This window comes from Enterococcus diestrammenae (assembly GCF_049384045.1).
Classification (GTDB): domain Bacteria; phylum Bacillota; class Bacilli; order Lactobacillales; family Enterococcaceae; genus Enterococcus_C; species Enterococcus_C diestrammenae.
In genome coordinates this window covers 16,944-37,280 of the sequence record NZ_JBMRGR010000001.1, presented here as the reverse complement: position 1 = coordinate 37,280, position 20,337 = coordinate 16,944, and the positions used below count along the sequence as shown (strand labels likewise).

Annotated in this window: 21 protein-coding genes and 1 other annotated feature; all 21 genes read right to left on the bottom strand. The window is 45.9% G+C overall.

Translation table 11 applies throughout. The annotated features are described in order from the left end of the window. Window positions 1–51: 51 nt before the first annotated feature. Window positions 52–534, bottom strand: a complete 483-nt coding sequence (sufU, locus tag ACO03U_RS00190) for a Fe-S cluster assembly sulfur transfer protein SufU (protein ID WP_161869896.1) — start codon at window positions 532–534, stop codon at window positions 52–54. Beyond that, entirely contained in the window at window positions 521–1,759 is a 1,239-nt protein-coding gene (locus ACO03U_RS00185) for a cysteine desulfurase (protein ID WP_204684926.1), read from the bottom strand. Before ACO03U_RS00185 ends, sufU begins: the two co-directional genes overlap by 14 nt. Beyond that, window positions 1,756–3,042, bottom strand: a complete 1,287-nt coding sequence (gene sufD / locus ACO03U_RS00180; protein ID WP_204684927.1) for a Fe-S cluster assembly protein SufD — start codon at window positions 3,040–3,042, stop codon at window positions 1,756–1,758. Before sufD ends, ACO03U_RS00185 begins: the two co-directional genes overlap by 4 nt. A gap of 14 nt (window positions 3,043–3,056) precedes the next feature. Beyond that, window positions 3,057–3,827 (bottom strand): Fe-S cluster assembly ATPase SufC, encoded by a 771-nt coding sequence (sufC, locus tag ACO03U_RS00175; protein WP_204684928.1) that lies wholly within the window; start codon window positions 3,825–3,827, stop codon window positions 3,057–3,059. 625 nt (window positions 3,828–4,452) lie between these two features. After that, a complete protein-coding gene (locus tag ACO03U_RS00170; RefSeq protein WP_204684929.1) occupies window positions 4,453–4,767 on the bottom strand; it encodes a helix-turn-helix domain-containing protein in 315 nt (104 codons plus the stop codon). A 139-nt stretch (window positions 4,768–4,906) separates the two neighbouring features. After that, window positions 4,907–5,731, bottom strand: coding sequence for a pyrroline-5-carboxylate reductase (gene proC / locus ACO03U_RS00165; RefSeq protein ID WP_204684931.1), 825 nt, complete (start codon window positions 5,729–5,731; stop codon window positions 4,907–4,909). 251 nt (window positions 5,732–5,982) lie between these two features. Next, the gene (locus tag ACO03U_RS00160; RefSeq protein ID WP_204684933.1) at window positions 5,983–6,870 is read right to left on the bottom strand and encodes a LysR family transcriptional regulator; all 888 of its coding nucleotides are present in this window, start codon (window positions 6,868–6,870) and stop codon (window positions 5,983–5,985) included. Window positions 6,871–6,937: 67 nt separating this feature from the next. After that, window positions 6,938–7,873, bottom strand: coding sequence for a hydroxymethylbilane synthase (gene hemC, locus ACO03U_RS00155; protein WP_204684937.1), 936 nt, complete (start codon window positions 7,871–7,873; stop codon window positions 6,938–6,940). Then, window positions 7,863–8,864 (bottom strand): uroporphyrinogen-III C-methyltransferase, encoded by a 1,002-nt coding sequence (gene cobA, locus ACO03U_RS00150; protein WP_204684939.1) that lies wholly within the window; start codon window positions 8,862–8,864, stop codon window positions 7,863–7,865. The genes hemC and cobA overlap by 11 nt, the downstream gene beginning before the upstream one ends. A 386-nt stretch (window positions 8,865–9,250) precedes the next feature. Beyond that, window positions 9,251–10,276 (bottom strand): sulfite reductase subunit C, encoded by a 1,026-nt coding sequence (gene asrC / locus ACO03U_RS00145; RefSeq protein WP_161869876.1) that lies wholly within the window; start codon window positions 10,274–10,276, stop codon window positions 9,251–9,253. A gap of 13 nt (window positions 10,277–10,289) precedes the next feature. Continuing rightward, window positions 10,290–11,141 (bottom strand): anaerobic sulfite reductase subunit AsrB, encoded by an 852-nt coding sequence (asrB, locus tag ACO03U_RS00140; RefSeq protein ID WP_237583951.1) that lies wholly within the window; start codon window positions 11,139–11,141, stop codon window positions 10,290–10,292. Continuing rightward, complete coding sequence (gene asrA / locus ACO03U_RS00135; RefSeq protein WP_204684941.1) at window positions 11,134–12,195, bottom strand: anaerobic sulfite reductase subunit AsrA; 1,062 nt, start codon at window positions 12,193–12,195, stop codon at window positions 11,134–11,136. Before asrA ends, asrB begins: the two co-directional genes overlap by 8 nt. A gap of 385 nt (window positions 12,196–12,580) precedes the next feature. Further along, on the bottom strand, window positions 12,581–13,387 hold the full coding sequence (locus ACO03U_RS00130; protein WP_204684942.1) for an HAD-IIB family hydrolase: 807 nt from the start codon (window positions 13,385–13,387) through the stop codon (window positions 12,581–12,583). A 279-nt stretch (window positions 13,388–13,666) separates the two neighbouring features. After that, window positions 13,667–14,404, bottom strand: a complete 738-nt coding sequence (locus ACO03U_RS00125; protein WP_204684943.1) for a MucBP domain-containing protein — start codon at window positions 14,402–14,404, stop codon at window positions 13,667–13,669. Between the two features lie 257 nt (window positions 14,405–14,661). Next, window positions 14,662–15,138, bottom strand: a complete 477-nt coding sequence (locus ACO03U_RS00120; RefSeq protein WP_204684987.1) for a hypothetical protein — start codon at window positions 15,136–15,138, stop codon at window positions 14,662–14,664. A 45-nt stretch (window positions 15,139–15,183) separates the two neighbouring features. Further along, window positions 15,184–16,515 carry a dihydrolipoyl dehydrogenase family protein gene (locus ACO03U_RS00115; RefSeq protein ID WP_204684944.1) on the bottom strand — a complete coding sequence of 444 codons (1,332 nt, stop codon included), beginning with the start codon at window positions 16,513–16,515 and terminating at the stop codon, window positions 15,184–15,186. 190 nt (window positions 16,516–16,705) lie between these two features. Continuing rightward, window positions 16,706–17,071 (bottom strand): 50S ribosomal protein L7/L12, encoded by a 366-nt coding sequence (gene rplL / locus ACO03U_RS00110; protein WP_161869882.1) that lies wholly within the window; start codon window positions 17,069–17,071, stop codon window positions 16,706–16,708. 58 nt (window positions 17,072–17,129) lie between these two features. Beyond that, window positions 17,130–17,633 (bottom strand): 50S ribosomal protein L10, encoded by a 504-nt coding sequence (gene rplJ / locus ACO03U_RS00105; RefSeq protein ID WP_161869883.1) that lies wholly within the window; start codon window positions 17,631–17,633, stop codon window positions 17,130–17,132. A 29-nt stretch (window positions 17,634–17,662) separates the two neighbouring features. Beyond that, window positions 17,663–17,788: a sequence feature (ribosomal protein L10 leader region), on the bottom strand. A 77-nt stretch (window positions 17,789–17,865) separates the two neighbouring features. Continuing rightward, window positions 17,866–18,555, bottom strand: coding sequence for a 50S ribosomal protein L1 (rplA, locus tag ACO03U_RS00100; RefSeq protein WP_161869884.1), 690 nt, complete (start codon window positions 18,553–18,555; stop codon window positions 17,866–17,868). A gap of 103 nt (window positions 18,556–18,658) precedes the next feature. Further along, on the bottom strand, window positions 18,659–19,081 hold the full coding sequence (gene rplK / locus ACO03U_RS00095; protein ID WP_161869885.1) for a 50S ribosomal protein L11: 423 nt from the start codon (window positions 19,079–19,081) through the stop codon (window positions 18,659–18,661). 299 nt (window positions 19,082–19,380) lie between these two features. Beyond that, the gene (locus tag ACO03U_RS00090) at window positions 19,381–20,103 is read right to left on the bottom strand and encodes a glucosamine-6-phosphate deaminase (RefSeq protein WP_204684945.1); all 723 of its coding nucleotides are present in this window, start codon (window positions 20,101–20,103) and stop codon (window positions 19,381–19,383) included. Window positions 20,104–20,337 lie beyond the last annotated feature (234 nt).

The following is a 20,337-nucleotide window of genomic DNA, read 5'->3' as shown; positions in this document are numbered from 1 at the left end:
GGTTGATTTCAACGTTTTTTAACGCCAAACATCAACCACTATTTTTGAAATTTAAGCCTCTTCGTTATGGTTATGGAGATGACCGCTGTCGGCCACTCCGCTTTCTGATTCGTTCACGGCTTTATTCAAGGCTTTCCAGGCCAAGGTAGCACATTTGATCCGCGTTGGAAACTTGGATACACCTGCCAAAACTTCAGCTTCACCAAGACGTTCAGCCTCAGGAACCTCTTTGCCTTGGACTAAATCGGAAAACATCAAGGTTAAATCACCAATTTCATCGACTCGTTTACCAATCACGGCATCCGTCATCATGGAAGCACTGGCGGTAGAAATCGAACAACCTGAGCCGTCAAAAGCGATGTCTTTAATCACACCATCCGCCACCTCTACTTCTAGATGGATGACGTCCCCACAAGTCGGATTGTTCATTTGCACAGACAAGGTAGACTTGCCTAATGAGCCCCGGTGATGGGGGTGACTGGAGTGATCAAGGATGACTTGGCGGTAGAGATTATCAAGTTTAGAGAGCGCCATATTGGAAAAACTCCTTTGTCGCAAGGATGGCGTCGACTAAGCGGTCGGCGTCGTCTTTGGTATTGTATAAATAAAAGCTAGCTCGCGCAGTGGCGGGCACTTGCAGATAGTTCAATAATGGCTGGGCACAGTGGTGACCCGCACGCACCGCCACCCCTTCCATATCCAATGCGGTAGCGACATCATGAGGATGCAGGCCGTCGAGATTGAAAGCCATGACACCTGTGTGCTTAGCTGGATCTTGAGGGCCATAAATGGTCACCCCTTCGATGGCTTGCAATTTCGGCAAAACATACGCTACGAGTTCTTGTTCATATTCGTGGATAGCGGTCATCCCGATCGCATTTAAGTAATCAATGGCACGTCCTAAGGCAATAGCACCAGCAATGTTGGGGGTACCGGCTTCAAATTTCCATGGCAATTCTTTCCAAGTACTGTCATAGAGATTGACGAAATCGATCATCTCGCCACCAAATTCCACTGGTTCCATCTGCTCCAACCATTGCCGTTTGCCATACAAGACGCCGATTCCGGTAGGGCCACACATCTTGTGGCCGGAAAAAGCATAAAAATCACAGTCCAACGCTTGAACATCCACTGGCATATGAGGCACAGCTTGGGCCCCATCCACCACCATCACAGCGTCATGGGCATGCGCCAAAGCAATCAGCTCTTCTATCGGATTGATGCCACCTAGCACATTGGAAACATGAGCGATGGCGACGATTTTAGTTTTCGGACCAATTTTACGTCGAGCATCGGCCATATCTAAAAACCCTTCTGGCGTCACATCGATGTAAATGAGTTTGGCTTTTTTGGCCTGTGCCAGTTGTTGCCAAGGAATGATGTTGGCGTGGTGTTCCATATAGGAAATCACGATTTCATCCCCTTCTTCAACAAAGGCATCCCCAAAGCTACGAGCCACCCAGTTTAAACTGGTCGTCGTCCCACGGGTAAAAAGGATTTCGGCGGTTTCTTTGGCATGGATAAACTGGCGAACTTTTTCTCGAGCGGCTTCATAAGCTTGCGTCGCCCGCTCGGCTAAGGTATGCACCCCCCGATGGACGTTGGCATTGTCATGATGGTAATAATCCATCAAAGTTTGCAAGACCGCTTCCGGCTTTTGGGTGGTGGCGGCATTATCCAAATAAACTAAAGGTTCATCATTGACGATTTGATCTAAAATCGGAAAATCACGACGAATTTTCGTAGCATCTAAGGTCATGCGTCCAACTTCCCTTCAATAACATCGATTAATTCCTTCTGGGCTTCTTTCATCGGAATCGCCGTCAAAACGGATCCCAAGAAGCCACGAATTACCAAACGTTCGGCTTCTTCTTTGTGTAACCCACGACTCATCAAGTAGTACATTTCATCAGGATCTACCCGCCCGACAGAAGCGGCGTGGCCGGCCGTTACTTCATTTTCATCAATCAATAAAATCGGGTTGGCATCTCCGCGAGCGCCGTCTGATAACATCAGAATTCGACTTTCTTGTTGGGCATCGGCTCCTTTTGCCCCTTTGATGATGTGGCCGATTCCATTAAATACCAAGGTACCATGACCACGAATCACCCCGTGTTGCAAAATATGGCCGATACTGCTCTTACCAGAATTAGTCACCCGGGTATCGATGGCTTGCACTTGCTCACCGCCGGAAATCGCAACCACTTTGATTTCTGAGTGGGCACCGTCGCCAACTAAATCGGTATCGAAATCCGCCACCACGTTACCTTCATTCATCACGCCAATCGCCCAATCCACCATGGCATCCCGCATCAGATATCCCCGACGGTTAAGATAGGTGGTCAGGTTTTTGCCTAGACGATCCACTGCCGAAAACTTCACCTGAGCGCCACTTTTGGCGATGACTTCCACCACGATATTAGCGGAAACCGGGGTCGTGTTGCTTTCATCAGATAAGAATCGTTCCAAATAAGAAAACTGACTATTTTCTTCAGCCACGATCAGGACATGATGGAAAAAGTGACTCGTGCCGTTTTGATAAAAGAGCGCTTCGACAGGTTCTTCCAAAACGACATTTTTGGGAATATACAAGAAGGCACCACTGTTTAAAAAGGCGAGGTGGGCCGCTGTCAGCTTGTCTTCTTCTGGCTTCACTGCTTTGGTCATAAAGTAGGCCTGCACCAGCTCGCTGTGTTCCTTCATCGCCGTAAATAAATCTGTGAAAATCACCCCTTGATCGATTAACGACTGGGGCAATTGTTGGGCGACGGTGATGCTGCCGTACTGCACCAAAAGAGGGTGGTCCTGCATCTCATCAAAGCCAATCACCCCTACAGCATCCGGTAGTTCCGCTGCTTCCATGGTCTCTTCACCCACAGCCAATAAAGGCCAGTCAAAGTATTTCACTTGGTCGATCCGTGGCAAACGCATTTCGTCCACTTTGCTTAAGGCGTCTTCTCGCAATGCCAACATCCAAGCCGGTTCTTCCTGAGTGGCAGAGAACATTTTCACGGCGGAAAGATGGTCTTTCAATTGTGTCATGTCAAATGCCTCCCTTACACTTCTTCTTTGTATTCGATACCTAATTCTTCACTGATGCCGGCATAGCCTTCTGCTTCCAGACGTTTTGCAAGGTCAGCACCGCCTGTCATCACAACCCGCCCTTCCATCATGATATGCACGACATCTGGGGTGATGTAGTTTAGCAAACGTTGGTAATGGGTGATAATCAAGGCGCCGAAATTGTCCCCGCGCATTTCATTAACCCCTTTGGCAACCACTTTCAAGGCATCAATATCAAGACCTGAGTCGATTTCATCCAGGATGGCAAATTTAGGTTCTAACATCAATAATTGCAGGATTTCATTGCGTTTCTTTTCACCGCCAGAAAAGCCTTCGTTCAAGTAACGTTCCGCCATTTCTTCTGGCATGTTTAACAAGGCCATCTTCTTATCTAGTTTCTTCAAAAATTGCATCACACTGAGTTTGTCATCTTCTTCTCGTTTGGCATTGATGGCTGCTCGCATAAATTCCGCATTGGTGATTCCAGGAATTTCTGACGGATATTGCATCGCCAAGAACAAGCCCAGCCGAGCCCGTTCATCGACAGCCATTTCCAAGACATTTTCGCCATCTAATAAGATTTCCCCTTCTGTCACTTCATAGTTTGGATTGCCCATGATGGCTGCTGATAACGTGGATTTTCCCGTGCCGTTTGGTCCCATGATGGCATGGATTTCGCCAGTATTAAGGGTTAAGTCCACCCCTTTTAAGATTTCTTTGCCTTCGATGGATACGTGCAGATTTTTGATTGCTAACGTTGACATAAATTTCCCTCCATAAAATGCGTGTTAAGGCGTCTTTAGCTGAAAGCGAGATTGCCAAGAACTGAGTCATCTCATTTCTTGTTGAATCCTTGCTTGCAATTTATCGCGCCTTCCAAAAAAGAAGTATTCCGATGAAGCATTCACCAAGTAATTCTTCCTTCTCATTCTCACTCATTTTACGCTAATTGAGAATGATAAGCAATGTGTTGAACTTATTATTAGCTTCCTTTAATCAGAATTTATCGCGAAAGCTCCCACTTGTGAAATAAAAGACATGAAACAGACGCTAAATCCTAACGATTATCGAAGCGCTTCTCTTTAAAATTGTTTTAGTTTAATTCCTTAAATGCCTTCCTTATCCCCTTTTTTCTTTACTCAAAAAAGATTGCAAGCTGAGCCGGCTATCCGTGAGGCGCCACGAAGTTTGTTCAATTTTTTCTAGGGCAGCAAATAAAAACTAAGACAACCTTAATTCTTTTAATCTCTATGAAAAGCGGGCAGACGTACTTTGTCGATAATCGATTGATTAGCTTTGTTTCTTAATTCCTGATACATCAGCTAAAAAGCCACCTCCCACTAGGAAGATGGCTTCTTTGGCGGACTTGATTACCTGCCTTAGCGTGTCTTATTCCTGCTCTGGTACTGGAGCACACAAGGGAACTGCCTGGATACTTAGTCGTAGATTTAAAGGTAAGAGTAGCTTTTGCATGGTAAATAAAGACGGTTCCCAGAGACCATTTTCAATATCAGCAATCACCGCTTCCTTTTCCCCTACCAAACTGGCAAAGTGTTTCCGACACAGTCCCTGCTCCTGCCGCAACGTTTGTAAAAGTTCTGAAAATTCCAAGCGTAACAATTCTTGTCGATAGCCCTGCTGAAACTCAGGGGCATCCTTCTCGATTTTTTGAAAGTCCATTTGTAGCTGACAGCTTTCCTTCATATTTCTTCCTCCGTATCTGATTTCGAAGTCTCCAGTGTGGGATAACCGACACTTAGTCTTCAAAAATACATACGCAAAACCCTCGCTGACTACGGCACAGCCAGCGAGGATTTTTAAAACATCAAACGCTTCTTTTTAGTTACTTGTTACTTGCGGCGCTTTTTTCGGCCATTTCCCGATTTTTTTCGGCTGCGACTTGGACGGCTTGGATGACTGCTGCTCGGAAGCCGGCTTCTTCAAGGGTTTTGACAGCAGCGATGGTGGTCCCCCCTGGTGAACAAACCATATCCTTCAGCTCACCGGGATGTTGGCCTGTTTCCAGAACCATTTGAGCGGATCCCATCACGGTTTGAGCCGCAAACTCATAGGCTTGCGCCCGGGGCATGCCTTCCATGACAGCGCCGTCCGCTAAGGCTTCAATAAAAAGATAGACATAGGCAGGTGCCGAGCCAGAGACCCCGACCACCGCATCGATCAAGGATTCTGAGACGGCTTCTGCTTTACCGAAACTAGCAAAAATGGCTAGTACTTCGGCCAATTCTGCTTGTGTGACTTGGTCATTTTGCGTCACCGCAGACATCCCCATGCCGACCAAAGCCGGTGTATTGGGCATCACCCGCACTATTTTGTGATCCGCTCCCAGGATACTTGCCAGTTTTTCGAGGGAAATCCCTGCAGCCACTGAAATTACCACTTTATCCGCTGTGACTTCAGGGACTAGTGCTCTTAAAACAGCCGGTAAAACGTTGGGCTTGACTGCAAAGATGATCCGGTCACAGGCTTTTACTAATGCTTGTGGGGTCTCCGTGCTTTGAATCCCTAAATCTTGCGCCAATTCTTTGGCGACGGCGAGGTTCCGGTCATAAATATACAAATCCTGTTGCTGGTACAACCCTGATTGGGCCAACCCCTTCACCATCGCACGTCCCATATTCCCCGTTCCGATAAAACCAATTTTTGCCATTTTGAACGCTCCTCTTTTGTCGATTCAACATACTTAACCAATTTTTTTCTAGGTCTAGTGTGCAACAAAAATGTGCAAACGTCCACTAACTAGGAAAAAACAACCCAACACTTACCGAGAATTCTTCGTGGTTTCGCTGAAAAAAACGGATCGCCTTACTTTTTGGAGAAGCCTTTCACTAGTAGTGGGACTAAGAATGACTAGCTTACACAGACCCGCGTCACTGGATTTCAGTCAAGCAAGTTTTTCACTTACAAAAAAGGTGATTCTTCAAACAAATCGTAATTGGCTAAAATGCGTTCCACCGCGGCATTGGGTCGTTTGTAGATAAAGTACATTTCCGGTGCCGGTAAGGGGGTATCAAAGTGCAATTCTTTCAAAGAACCATTGGCAATCTCCTTCACTACCGCAGAGCGATATAAAAAAGCCACCCCTAAACCGTTCATCACAAATTCCTTGATCACTTGGTAATTACCGATATGGCTCGTATTTAAATCAGATAAGGACAAGTTGTGAGCTGATAACAAATCCTCCACCAAACGTCCTAAGCCCGAACCGATTTCCCGCGTAATCAATTGATGGTCCCGTAAATCTTCCCACGAGACTTTTTCCTGTCCTACCAAAGGATGCGTCGGAGCAGCGACAGCTACCAAGGGTTCCCGCCGATAGAGACGATGCTGGTACTGTTTATGGTCGAAGTGCCCTTCGACAAACGCACAATCCACCTGATCCAAACTCAGATCCCGCAACAACGTCCGGGTGTTTTCCACCACTAGATTCAGTTGTGTATTGGGAAAGCGTTGCAACAATCCCATCAGAGGCTGCGCAATCAAAAAATTGCCGATGGTAAAGGTACAAGCCAAACTGATAGGTAACGGCCGGTCATCATCGAATATCGAGCTTAACCCTAAGTCCCCTTCTTTTTTCATATGGGCGACTAATTTATACAGGTATTGGCCTGCTTCCGTCAGATAGAGCCGTTTTTGCTTGTATTCCAACAATGTCACGCCCAGCTCTTCTTGTAACTGGGCAATATGTTTGGAAACTGCCGGCTGAGTCAAGTTCAGCCGTCTCGCCGCCTCCGTATAATTCAACGTCTCACAGACGGTCAAAAACGTCAGATAATGGTAATCCAGCACGATGATACACTCCTTGTCTAATGACTCCCTGCAAATCCCAACCCATCATTTGCAGTCGGCGCTTGCCCTATTCTGGCAAGAAATCCGCTTGTTCTAAGATGGCATGCGCCACACTTTCTCCCAGTTCGGTGGCTGAAAAACCGCCAGCCTTCGTGGAAGAAGCGCCTTCAATCGCTTCTCTGGTGCGTTCATTGCCTAATAATCCGGTAAAATGCAATTCTGGATTTGTCCCGGTTGACCACTCCGCATAGCCCGCCAAAGGAACATTACACCCCAGTCCGAAAACCGCTAAAAATGCCCGTTCACAAGTTAACGCCTCACGAACTTTGACATCATCAATAGCCTGCAAAAGTGTCGCTGCTGCTGAATCTTCCAAGCATTCCACCGCAATCGCTCCTTGGCCAATGGCTGGTAGAAACGCCGGCAGTGGCAAAGGAAATTCATGTAACCCTTTTTCTTGAATCGGGAGGCCATAGCGTTTTATTCCCGCTTGCGCCATCACGATGGCATCATACTCGCCACTCACCAATTTTTCTAAACGGGTATCGATATTGCCTCGTAATGAGCGCAACTGCAAATCCGGACGCTGGCTAGCCAATTGAAAACGGCGCCGGCGACTACTTGTGCCCACCACTGCTTGTACTGGTAAATCAGCTAGACTCTGGTAGGGTTCCCGCAAAATCAAACTGTCGGTCACCGTCAAACGTTCGGGAAAGGCACCAATTATCAATCCTCGTGGTTCTACAGAGGGCAAATCTTTGGCACTATGGACCGCCATGTCAAGCGCTCCTGCCAAGAGAGCCTCTTGAATCACTTTGGCAAAAACCCCTTGGCCTCCCATCTGCACCAAATCCGTTTTCCGGTCCAAATCCCCTTTGGTCTCCATCAATACCTTGGTAAAGCGGTATTCTGGAAAAGCGGCGGCTAACTGTGCTATCACCCGGTCGGTCTGAATTTGGGCCAATTTACTTTTCCGAGTGCCAATTTTGAATTCAGTTTTCATGATTTGCCTCCATTACTGACGCTTGCAACTGTTGAAATAACACTTCAGCGGCTGGCCCATGATAGCTGATTTGAGTTTGTGGATCTGCCAAATATTCTGGGAGCAAGCGCTGATGCAGCGGCGTAAACCGTTCATCTTGTGCTGCCCCTACCAAAACCGGGTAAAAATCCGCTCCCTCATCGGTAAAGTCCAACATCTCATCAAAGGATAAAGCCGTTTCTGTCACATACACCTGTCGTTGCCCAAAATTGGGTAATTCTTCAAACCAAGAAGTCGCTGCCGCGTACTGCGCCGTGGGTCCCAAAATGATTAAGGCGGGATTCGTCAGTCCATGATCTGCCACTTTATTGGCAATATCTGATAAGTTTCCCACGACTTTTTCCTGTCGTCCCCAAGTCCCCCAGCGAATCACCGCCACCGGCAAATCGGCTTTGGCTCCTTGTTCTAAAATAATCTGGGTCAAATCGGCTAAACGTTCCATCCCCATATAGATGACCACCGTGCCACCGGCGGCAATCTGGGCGATTGGTTCACTAGCAAATGCCTGTAATTTGGCCGTCGGGGTCACGATCAGACACTTTTCCGCCAAGTGGCGATGGGTTACTGCAAAACCAGCGTAAAGACTGGCACCACTGGCACTCGTCACTCCTGGGTAAACCTCATAAGGGATGTTGGCCTCAGCTAACGCCACCATTTCCTCCCCTACACGACCGAAAAAGCCCGGATCGCCCCCTTTTAAACGTACCACCGTCTGACCGGCTTGGGCCGCGGCAATCATAGCAGCTTCGATGGCCTCTTGTTTCATGGCGTGTTGATCAGGCGCTTTGCCGACAAAGACCAACTCGGCCGTTTTTGGCGCCAAATACAACAACAGTGGATTCAACAGCCGATCATAAAATACGATATCTGCCTGAGCCAAAGCCCGGCGTCCTTTGATGGTCAATAACGCGGGGTCACCGCTACCAGCCCCCACCAGATAAACTTTACTCATAGTCTGCTCCTTTGCCTTTGCTTAGTTTCCACTACAAAGGCCTTTTCTTTCTCTATATTAGCGGTTTTCTCCTTAAAAAGAAACCAACAGGCCAACCACCGCGTTCGTCTCTTGGCACCCACAAAAAAATCACTACAACTTGTTCTGTTTACCAGACATTTCTTCCGGTAACTTCTTTTAAAGATATGGCCTCACTTCAAAAAAAACCACTTCGCCATCCTCTGAATAGCAAAAGTGGTTTTTCAGCCTCACCTAAGGACTGCTTATCAGGCTGGCATCGTGAAATGGTCAACCAGGGTCCAAGGCGGGCCCGCAGTCCATCAGGTTAAGTCAAAATTGCTTCCTCATCTGGGCAAAACAGCAACTCAAAGTGACCGTTTTCTTGCTTAAGGTTGCACGTTCATATGACGATCCAACGATTTCAAATGGATATTGCTCCGGTATTCTTGCTCTGCCCAATAAACATTATCCGCAATCAACGCTTCTGGATTCAATTCGACATCTTTAAGCATGAAGTTCTTGAAGTTATGGTAACCTGCGCGGTCGATCAAGTGACCCCCGTGCAAGTATTCCGCTTTCCCACCAAGAGCCATGTCAGAAAATGCCGGCCAGTTTTTAATAATGGCCAAAACAGCTTCTTCACTCAACCAGTTGGCAAACATTTTGCCCATCCGTGGGTATTGTTTCCCGGAACGGCCACCGATATAAATCTTATAGAAGACTTTTTCTTGACGGCTCCAAGCCCCTGTTGGACAAGCCGTGACACATTCCCCACAGCCGACACAGCAGCACAAATCTTTGGCTACCCGTCCGCGACCATCTGGTTCCAAAACGCCAGTGGCAGCTTTTTGACATTTTTTGATACACGCGCCACAAGAGATACAACGGTCAGCATCATAGACAGGCATCGTCACACCAACAATCCCGATATCTTGGAATTGAGCTTTGACACAGTCATTGGGACAACCTGCTACCCCGATTTTTACATGGTAAGGATTTGGGTAAATCAATTTTTCGACTTTATGAGCCATTTCTTGGGTGTTGACGTTGGCTTTGATACAGTGAATCCCACCAACACAGGCCACCACATTACGAGGGCCGATGTATGGATAGCCATTTTTGGTATCCATTTCAACGCCACACATATTTTCTTCCATTTCAACGATGAATGGTTCGATATATTTGTTGACTTCTGGTACTGATTTTGCCTTGATTCCAGGGATGTCAAAAGTTAGGCGGGTTCCGATGTGGAAATCGCCGTTGCCCCAAGTTTGGCAGACATGTTGCACCATTTCCAACCATTTTGCATCCATATAGTTACCTGCACAGCGCAATTGCAATAAGAATTCACCGGGAATCTTAGACTGGCGGTAACACATTTGACGAAGTTCTTTAATATTGATATCTTCCATTTTGGTTCCCTCTCTAGTCGTTCAGATTTTTGGCAAAGGCATAGTTGAAGACTGGCCCATCGACACACACATAAGTCGAATCGATACGGCAGTGACCACATTTGCCGATACCACAAGACATGTTGCGTTCATAAGACACCCAGATTTTTTCATCAGGAATGCCTGCTTCGCCCAAGCTCATGGTTGCAAATTTCATCATGACAGGCGGTCCCACGACGACACATTCGTAGTTGTCGCCAAAATCAGCAAAAGGTACCCGTTCCACAAATTTGGTAACTAGACCCGTTTCCCAGTCTTGGTATTGATCGCGATCCAAAGTGTAGATTGCATGGAAGTTTGGTGCTTCTTTCCATTTGTCGATGGTCTGGCGGAACAAGATGGATTCCGCATCTTTAAAGCCAAAGATCAAGTAGATATCGCCGTACGCTTCTGGATTGGCGAAGAATTTTTCGACCAAGGTTTTGATTGGTGCAACCCCAGTCCCACCAGCGATGACGAGCATATTTTTCTTAGCAAATTTTGCCACTGGCCACCCATGACCATAGGCTCCCCGCATAAAGATCGTATCCCCTTTGCGGAGGTTAAACAATTCGTTGGTCACTTTACCGACGTTACGGATGGTAAAGTCACACCAACCGTCGCCATAGCCCGAAACAGAAATCGGTGCTTCCCCCACTCGTGGAATCGACAATTGCATAAATTGACCATCTTCAATCGGCAAATGGTTTTCCATGCGGAAGGTCCATTCTGTCGCCGTTTCTTTGATGATATCAATGATTTTATGAGGTGTTGGCAATACCGGATTAGCTTCTTTGGTCATTGTTGCAGTGCCAGCGTGGTTGTGGTTTTGACAGTTATCACACATTAAACGGCACTCCTTCCTTGATGTCTTGGCGAATTTCCGCCAAGGCGTTGTTAATTTTTTCCAATGTTGCTGAGTAGCTGATCAGTTCTGGACAGTCAGCGTCACAACGGCCACAACCCGTACACATCGGGCCTGTATGGAAACGCACATCGTGAGCATAAACTTTGTGTAAAATCTTGAAACGGTAGCGTTCTTTGACAGATTTACGGAAGCAATGGTCACCGGCCATCGTATCGAAGCCTTCGATCATACAAGAAGCACAGCCCCGACGACGTTCGCCGACATTGGCATTTTCGCCGTAGAAAATATCCGTCGTAGTGAAACAAGTACAAGTATTACAAGCAATCGTACATTTGCCACAAGCGATACAACGTTTGTCATATTCATCCCACATCGGGTGAACTTGCAGACGACGGTACTCTTCTTGCGTTTCAATATGAGGGAAATCAACTTTCAAGTCATTTTCTTCCGGGAAGCTGACTTCAAACAAGGTTTCATCATTTTCAGTGAAATATTGTGCAAACAAATCAGAAGTCAATTGAATCTTGGCCCCATCTTCAGCGAAAGCGACGCCTAAATCATGCAAATCAGTGACATTGGTTCCGAGACTGCAGCAGAAACAACCATCAAATTGTTCATCACATTGCATCAATGCAAAGTGGGCTTTTTCCCGCAGGCGTTTATAGAAGTAATCTTCTTCGCCACCGTTTTCCAAGAAGATTTGGTCTTGGATTTTGACAGAATTCAAGTCACAGGCACGGCCAAAGATCAAGATATCCCGTTCATCTTTGACTTTTGCTTCTTTAAATTCGTCTTCTGTAAAATAAAACAAGGTTTGGCTTAAAGGCGTCAAGACTTCTTTCATGGAGAAGATTGAGCGTTGTTTCCATTCGATATCGGAATACTTGGTAACCTCTTTGTAAAGGATCGTGTCATCCAAGGCGTAACGACCGCCGTTGTGCAGCCGTGTCGGTGCATAGATGGCATAACGTTCTGACAGTTTCGCGAATAATTGATCCATTTCAGCGACTGTCAGTGCATAACTCTTAGTCATGGTAGTGGCTCCTTTTTTATTAATGTGATAAGTTGAACTTATTCGGTCGATCTGACCAGCTTCTACAACCCTGATAATAAGGGAATCCCCTATAAATAAGAAATAATCATTCGTTATCCAACTATAACGCTAAGGAATACTTCACAAATCCTGTGCCTATCGCTGTTCCATGAAGCGAGTTAAAGCAAATAACACAAGCCTTTCCCAACACTTTTGGAAAAGACTTGTGTTATAAATGTGTTTTTTATCACAAACTAAACGAAAAAGATTCTCATTTGCGTAAGGGAGACTGATGAAAAGAGCTAAAGCAATTCTTAAATATCTCCGTTTATTATTAAAAAAATGCGCGTCAAAATAACGGAAAACCGCAAAGAAACAGGCGAATCTAGTAGTCCCTCGCGTCAGTCCACGCTTCTTGCCAGAGACCTAGCGCAACACAGGCTGCCCAAATCCCGTGGTTTCCCACCGTTTCCGTCACATGCCCCGCCTTGGCTTTCAGCGCCTCATACGCATTGCCCATCGCTACCGGCAAGCCCACCACTTCAAACATCGCCAAGTCATTTTCTTCATCACCAAAAGCGAGGGCCTCAGCTGATGAAATGCCGACCTTTTGCAAAATCTCTTGAATCCCGGTGGCTTTCGAAACCTGCGCCAGATGAATATCCACGACTGCCGGAGCGACTTTTTCCGCCTTCACTTCCACTGGCAAGGGGTCCAAGCTTTTCCCATCCACACCACGACAACTGACTTGTAAAATCAAATCAGCCTGTTGTCCCAACTCCGTCACCGGTAAAAGGGGCTGTTCCCCTTTTTCATCAGCAAAAAGTCGCAAATCTGAGACATAGAGGGCTGCCGCTGACTCCAGCATGTACGGACGTTGAGTGGCGCTCACTCGTTTTCTCACCGCAGCCAAAGTAGCCGGCCCCAAAGGATGCGTGACAAGCAGTTGGCCTTGGTACACCACATGTGCCCCATTTGAGGAGATAATACTTGTCACTCCCAACTGCGCAGCCAAGGGGGCAATCACCTGATGACTCCGCCCGGTAGCAATCACTGGTTCGATTCCCAACTCCTGTAGCTTCACCAAAGCCGCTTTAGCAGAAGCGGGAATCCGTCGATAAATCCCCATGTCAGCAGGCAATTCATTGTCCGCCAAAGTCCCATCAATATCAAAAAAAGCGATTTTATACATGTTAACTAGACCATCCCTCCACTATTTTTTTCAGGTATGTAACCGTTAAAAGTCTCCTCACAGCAGTCAAAATAAGGAAAATCAATCTACTGTCAATTCAATTCTACGGAGCTAAATCCCCCTTTTTTGTAACAGCAAAATGATGTCATGATCCCCCTCTTAATTCCCGATACATCAGCCTTTCTGAAGCTGAATTTTTTATAAAAAAGGACTCCTCCCAAAGGAATGAGTCCCTCTTTCAAAGAGCCTTTCTTCGCCAACAGCTCCCTTGCCCAATGACTAGCGCCTACCATGATGTTGACGCGTTGGAGAATGGTGGGGAGATTGAGGGTGAATCCGTTGCTGCCGTCTAGTCTGAGACCCAACAGCAGGATCTGCCGATTGGCTTCCTTCAGCTGGCTCGGCAGGTGTCTGAGGCGAAGGTTTTACTTGCCCCGGCTTTGTTTGATTGTCATGCTGTCTTCGCTGCTGTTGTTGCCCCCCTAGTATACCTTGATTAGCATGCTTGCGGGGAGGTTGCTGTTCTTCGTAGATACAGGTAAGGGTTTGCCGTCTTGCGGAAAATTGACCAGTCGGGGACCCTTCAGTTGCCACCAAACAAAAATTCCGGAATCCATCTCCTTTGATTTGATACGCCGTGCCAAGTTTCCCCGTCAAAAGGCAGTCTGGAAGCAGTTGTTGCCCCTCCCGATCAAGGTGACGAACCAGTACCTGCCCCTGTTTTTGTGACTGCAGCTGCGCCGTGGTTGCCCAAAGCTGCTCTTTAAATACTTTGTTAGTCCCCTCTTTTGCCTCCGTTACTTGAGTGACATCGAGACGACAAAACCTAAGTACCTCCTGTTCCTCCGCCTTAAAAAAGCGGGAATGGTCCAACGTCTCGGCGTTACTAAAAAGGCCACCAACCATCAATGACAAAAAGACGAGAACTCCTCCCAAGACCAAGTTGACCCAACTCAAACGCCGTCCCCCACGCATTTGCCCCCTTGCGACTTTCCAAGACCCGTAATCTGTTTTCATGGTTTTCTCCTTTGATTTATGACGCCCTCAGCCGCTACACATACCCTTGCAACAGTCACTTTACACCTGACTTTCCCTATAAAATGACACGCTACAGCATAAAGAAAACGCTTCCTTCAACTTAAGTATATCGGCTTACTCACCTCTTTGCAATCTGCCACAGCTTAAGATACTCTAAAGAATCCCGAAGAAGCTGAGAGGGATCACTTACCAGATACTAGCTAGATGCACCACCGCAACAAGAAGCATCCACACGTTTATTTACGATCACACAGAAGATGCTTTTTATAAAGGACAAATCTTGCCAGAGGCTGTGCAATGCATAACTCGACAAAAAATGAAATACTGAAATTTCTTGGCCATAAAAAGAACTGCTCAATCGGCATAAGTGAGAATTGTCTCATACCAATCCAAGTAGCAACAACCGTTAAAATAATTGACATCATCACCACAATAATCAAACAATTGACAATCATTTGGGCAGCAAAACGGTCCCCTTTGCCAATGACTTTGGCTGTCAGTTTTGAAGCGGGCTCGTGGGTAAGCAAAACTAGCAAGATGACCACAAGCCAGATAAAAGGCAGCACTTCAAGGGTCTGTCGCCAAGTCGCTAAACGAACCCCCATTTCAAAACAAGTGATTAGTGGGGCTATGATATTCACCAATAACACCGAAACAATCGCCACAAAAAAAGCGCAAAGACACTTTTTATCGTGTACTCTGCGCTGAACCATTATCCGCAGTACTCGCCATCCCATACGCTTGAAATGTCAAACAGCTCAAATGTATTTCATATAAGAATGGGCGAGACTAGGAAAGATATAGATTAGCTCTTCTTGATCAGGGGCTTTGATTTTTTGATTCATCACGTCCAATAAGCCATTCACCGTTTCTACAGCATCTGGGCCAAGATTGGTTACCCCTACTAAATAGCCTTCCTGATCATGAACAAAAGTAATCAGGTTCAGTGGCTCATTGCCCACTTGATGAAACCAGTCTTTCGCAGCATAGTCCACAGACGTCACGGTGTAACGATCAGGATGGGCTGCGGCAACCATCGGGCTCACACCAGCTGTGGCAATTCGTGGAGAGGTAAAAACAGTTTGAGCGATGATCGGATATTGAATGGGCTCTGTCGTTTTTCCAGTGAAAAGTCTTGCCAGGTATTGCGATTCATAGGCTGCTACTGGCGTAATTTTGGGAACCGTTTTCACTAACACATCCCCTGTCCCATAGATATGAGGTAAATTAGTTTGCAAATAGCCATTGACAGGAATTCCCTCCGCCGTAGTAGCCAAGCCAATTTTTTCGAAGTTCATCCCTTCCAAACGAGGCAAACGGCCAGTAGCATCTACCACATAATCGGTTAAATGACGATAGCCATTGGCACCCCTTAATTCAATGCCTTGACTGGTTTCTTGAGCTTCCTGAAGGGTTTCATTGAAATGAAATTTCACGCCTCGTTGTGTTAAATCTTTGACGACTTCCTCCACATAAGGCGGATAGAAATCCCGTAAAGCCTGTTGTCCCCGCAAAATAACCGTCACATCCGCCCCAAAAGCATTCGCAATTGTGGCAAATTCCATGGCGATATAGCCACCACCAATCAAGGTTACCCGTGCAGGCATCTGCGGCATCGCAAGAAAATCGGTACTATCATGAAATAGTTCATTGCCAGGTATCGTCAGTCGATGGGGTAGCCGCCCAGTAACCAAGACGATTTTTTCAGCAGTGTAGCTTTGTCCGTCAACCACGAGGGTATGTTCATCCTGAAATACCCCATGACCAATTATCGTTTTGACACCCGCTGCGATTAATTTTTGTTGATTCGCCGCCGCCAACTGATCAATCACGGCATGTTTATGAGACATATTATCTTCCCAATTCAACTGGGGCACCCCGGTGATGCCTTGCCCTTGCATTGCTTCGATTTGTCTAAGCAAAGCGACAGGACGATCTAGTGTAATTTTGGCATTGCAGCCACGATTTGTACACACGCCACCAAACAAGCCTTCTTCAATAACCCCGACCCGCAGTCCGGCTTTTGCCATCGGGATGGCACCATTCCAAGCCCCTTGACCACTTCCTAAAAATAAGACATCAAAATCCATCCGAATCCCCTCCCTTTTCTTTACCATACCATTTGTTTCAAAAAAAGAAAAAGAAGGTGGTCCACCTCCAGCACCTTCCTTCAATACGAATAAATCAAAGGCAAAAATACTCAAACGATTCTCTCAAGAAAAAAAAAGACCGGCACCTGGTGAAACCAGGAATACCGATCTTCAACACTTGTTAAAGTGATTATTTCAAAGTTACAGAAGCGCCTACTTCTTCCAAAGATGCTTTCAATGCTTCAGCTTCTTCTTTAGAGATGCCTTCTTTAACTGGTGCAGGAGCGCCATCAACTACTGCTTTAGCTTCTTTCAAGCCCAAGCCAGTTGCTTCACGAACTGCTTTGATAACTTTAACTTTTTGGTCGCCAGCTGCAGTCAATTCAACTGTGAATTCAGTTTGTTCTTCTTCAGCAGCAGCAGGGCCAGCAGCCATTGCTACAGGAGCTGCAGCAGATACGCCAAATTCTTCTTCGATAGCTTTAACTAAGTCGTTCAATTCAAGGATTGTCGCGCCTTTAAGCTCTTCGACAATGTTTTCAATGTTCAATGCCATGATTGATTTCCTCCATTTTAGGTAAGTTTTATTGGTTATTACTCATGCTACGCTGCGATTAAGCTGCGTCGCCGTCTTTTGATTCGATAACAGCGTTGACTGCGTATGCAACATTGCGGACTGGCGCTTGCAATACAGACAGCAACATAGAAAGGAGACCTTCGCGGTTTGGAAGTTTTGCCAATGCGATCATTTCGTCGACTGATGAAACTTTACCTTCGATGATACCACCTTTAATTTCCAAAGCTTTCGCATCTTTTGTGAATTCGTCGATGATTTTCGCAGGGGCTACGACATCTTCGTTACTGAAAGCAACGGCAGTCGGACCTGTGAATACTTCGTCTAATCCGTCAAGACCTACTTGTTTGGCAGCGCGAGAAAGGATAGAGTTTTTGATAACTTTCATTTCCACACCGTTGTCACGCAATTGTTTACGTAAACGAGTCACTTCATCTACAGTCAACCCACGATAGTCAACTACGACTACAGATGCGGCTGCTTGAAATTTTTCAGCGACTTCGTCAACTAATTGCGCTTTTTTAGCGATAGCTGCTTCACTCATTTGTATTTCACCTCCAAGATTTGATGGGTTAGGGCAAAAAAATAACCCCATGCCACCGTAGACATAGAGGGACCATTGACTGTTCTCAACGTTGTCCTCGGTAGGAAATTAAGACTTGCGTCACCTACTGTCTTCGGTACAGTTAAACTTTAACCTTGACTACCTTATCATAGAAAAGGCAGTCAAGTCAAGTTTAGCTTTTAAATTTATTTGGACATTACACTTTTTTCAATTAGAAAGAAGCGCTATCTACGTGGATACCAGGTCCAAATGTTGTTGTGATGGAGATGTTTTGCATGTAAATCCCTTTAGCTGCAGAAGGTTTTGCCTTCACTAAAGTGTCATGGATGGTTTTAAAGTTTTCAACTAATTTTTCATTGTCGAAAGAAACTTTACCAATCGGCACATGGATGTTACCAGCTTTGTCAACGCGGTAAGTTACTTTACCAGCTTTTACTTCGTTAACAGCTTTGGTTACGTCCATTGTTACGGTACCAGTTTTAGGGTTTGGCATCAAGCCTTTAGGACCCAAGACCCGACCTAATTTACCGACTTCGGCCATCATGTCAGGAGTTGCTACGACGACATCAAAGTCGAACCAGCCACCTTGGATTTTTTGAACCATATCGCCTTCGCCTACGAAATCAGCGCCAGCAGCTTCTGCTTCTTTTGCTTTTTCGCCTTTAGCAAAAACCAAAACTTTTTGAGTTTTACCAGTTCCGTTTGGCAGTACAACTGCACCACGGATTTGTTGGTCAGCTTTTTTAGGGTCAACGTTCAAGCGGTAAGCCACTTCAACCGTTGCGTCGAATTTTGCGATGTTTGTATCTTTAGCCAATGCAACAGCTTCTTCTACAGAGTAAGCTTTGCTATTGTCAACTTTTTTCAATGCATCTTGCATTTTTTTGCTCTTTTTAGCCATTTTGTTTCCTCCTTGATGTGGTTATAACGGTAGGACCTCCCACGTCTTTCCATATCTTTCAATACAGAACCAACTGAGAAGCTACGTAATCGGGGTGACGAGCTTAGTCGACAGTAATCCCCATGCTTCGTGCAGTTCCTTCAACCATGCGCATAGCTGCTTCAACGTCAGCTGCGTTTAGGTCTTCCATTTTCAACTCAGCGATTTCTTTAACTTGATCGCGAGTAACTGATGCAACTTTAGTTTTGTTTGGTTCGCCTGAGCCTTTTTCAATCTTAGCCGCTTTTTTCAACAAGACTGCTGCTGGCGGTGTTTTGGTAACGAAGGTGAATGAACGGTCTTCGTATACAGAGATCACTACAGGGATGATCAAACCTGCTTGATCAGCGGTGCGGGCGTTAAATTCTTTGGTGAAGCCCATGATGTTAACCCCTGCTTGACCCAATGCAGGACCTACTGGGGGAGCTGGTGTTGCTTTCCCTGCAGGAATTTGCAGTTTAACGAGTTTTTCTACTTTTTTTGCCACGAGACATACCTCCTTGAGTCCGTGATGTGGTTAATTGGGGATCAAGATTTCCCCTCCCACGTATGAAACCTTGGTGCTTATGCGTGTGCGCCATGGCAACACAAAAAATAGTGTTGACACACACCAAAATATTATAGCATCCTCGAGGAAAATTGCAAGTAGTATTTACTTTTCCTATTTGGCACAATAAAAAGCTGGTCGGCCCCTCTCTCGGTATACCCGACCAGCTTTTATCAATCTTTTCTATCAATAGCTAACAATAGCTAATTTTTCCGCTAAACGAAACTACGCCATCGCTATCAATACAACAGCGGTAAAATCTCTGCCGCCGCTTCTTCATCTAAAATGACTGTCAGATTGGGATGGAGTTGCATCACCGATGATGGGACTGTTTCTGTGACCGGGCCAAAGAAGGCTTGCTTGATGATTGCGGCTTTTTTGGCACCATTAGCAAATAAGACGAGTTGACGGGCTTGCATCACGCTACGAGGCCCCATCGTCACGTAGAAGTCTGGCACTTTTGTCTTGTCGCCCCCCACTTCTTCCGTCAATAAGTTTTGCATCTCTTCATCCACGTCTACGCGACTAGTCCCGTCACCAAAATGAGTCGTCCCAGGCAAATTCCCACAAAAATGCCCATCTGCACCGATTCCCATCAAAATCAAGTCCAAACCGCCAGCTTCCGCCAAGCGCTGATCTTGTTCTTGCCAGTTTGTTTCATTTAATTCGTGAATATTTTCCTTTAGTACAGCAGCTGGCTCAAAGAAGAGGTCGGTCAAATGTTGCATCGTAACCCCTAGCTTCGACCCACGAATTGGAATTTCATCAAAATTATAAAAATGAACATTGCTTAAGTAGTCCCGTCCTTTAACCTCTGGGATCAAGATGTCATACATTCCTTTAGGCGTGGCCCCTGCAGTAATCGCCAGATTGACGCGACCTTGGCTATACATCTTCCCCAACAACAGATTGGCTGCCACCCGACTCATGCTTTGGTAATCTTTTTCGATAATCAATTTCATCGCTAATGCCCCCGTGTCTTATTTTTTTGCAACAAGATAAAACGTTTACATTCATTGTATAACACTCTTACGAAAGTCGCCAAGTCAAACAAGCGTCATTTATTGGCTATAAGCTTTTTTAGATAACTATTTTATTTTAAAAAATCACGGTGATTCGCTAATTTTTTCTTTAAAAAGGGACATTTTAAAAAGCAAATCCTGTCATCTGGACCAACTTGTGTTACACTACCTCTG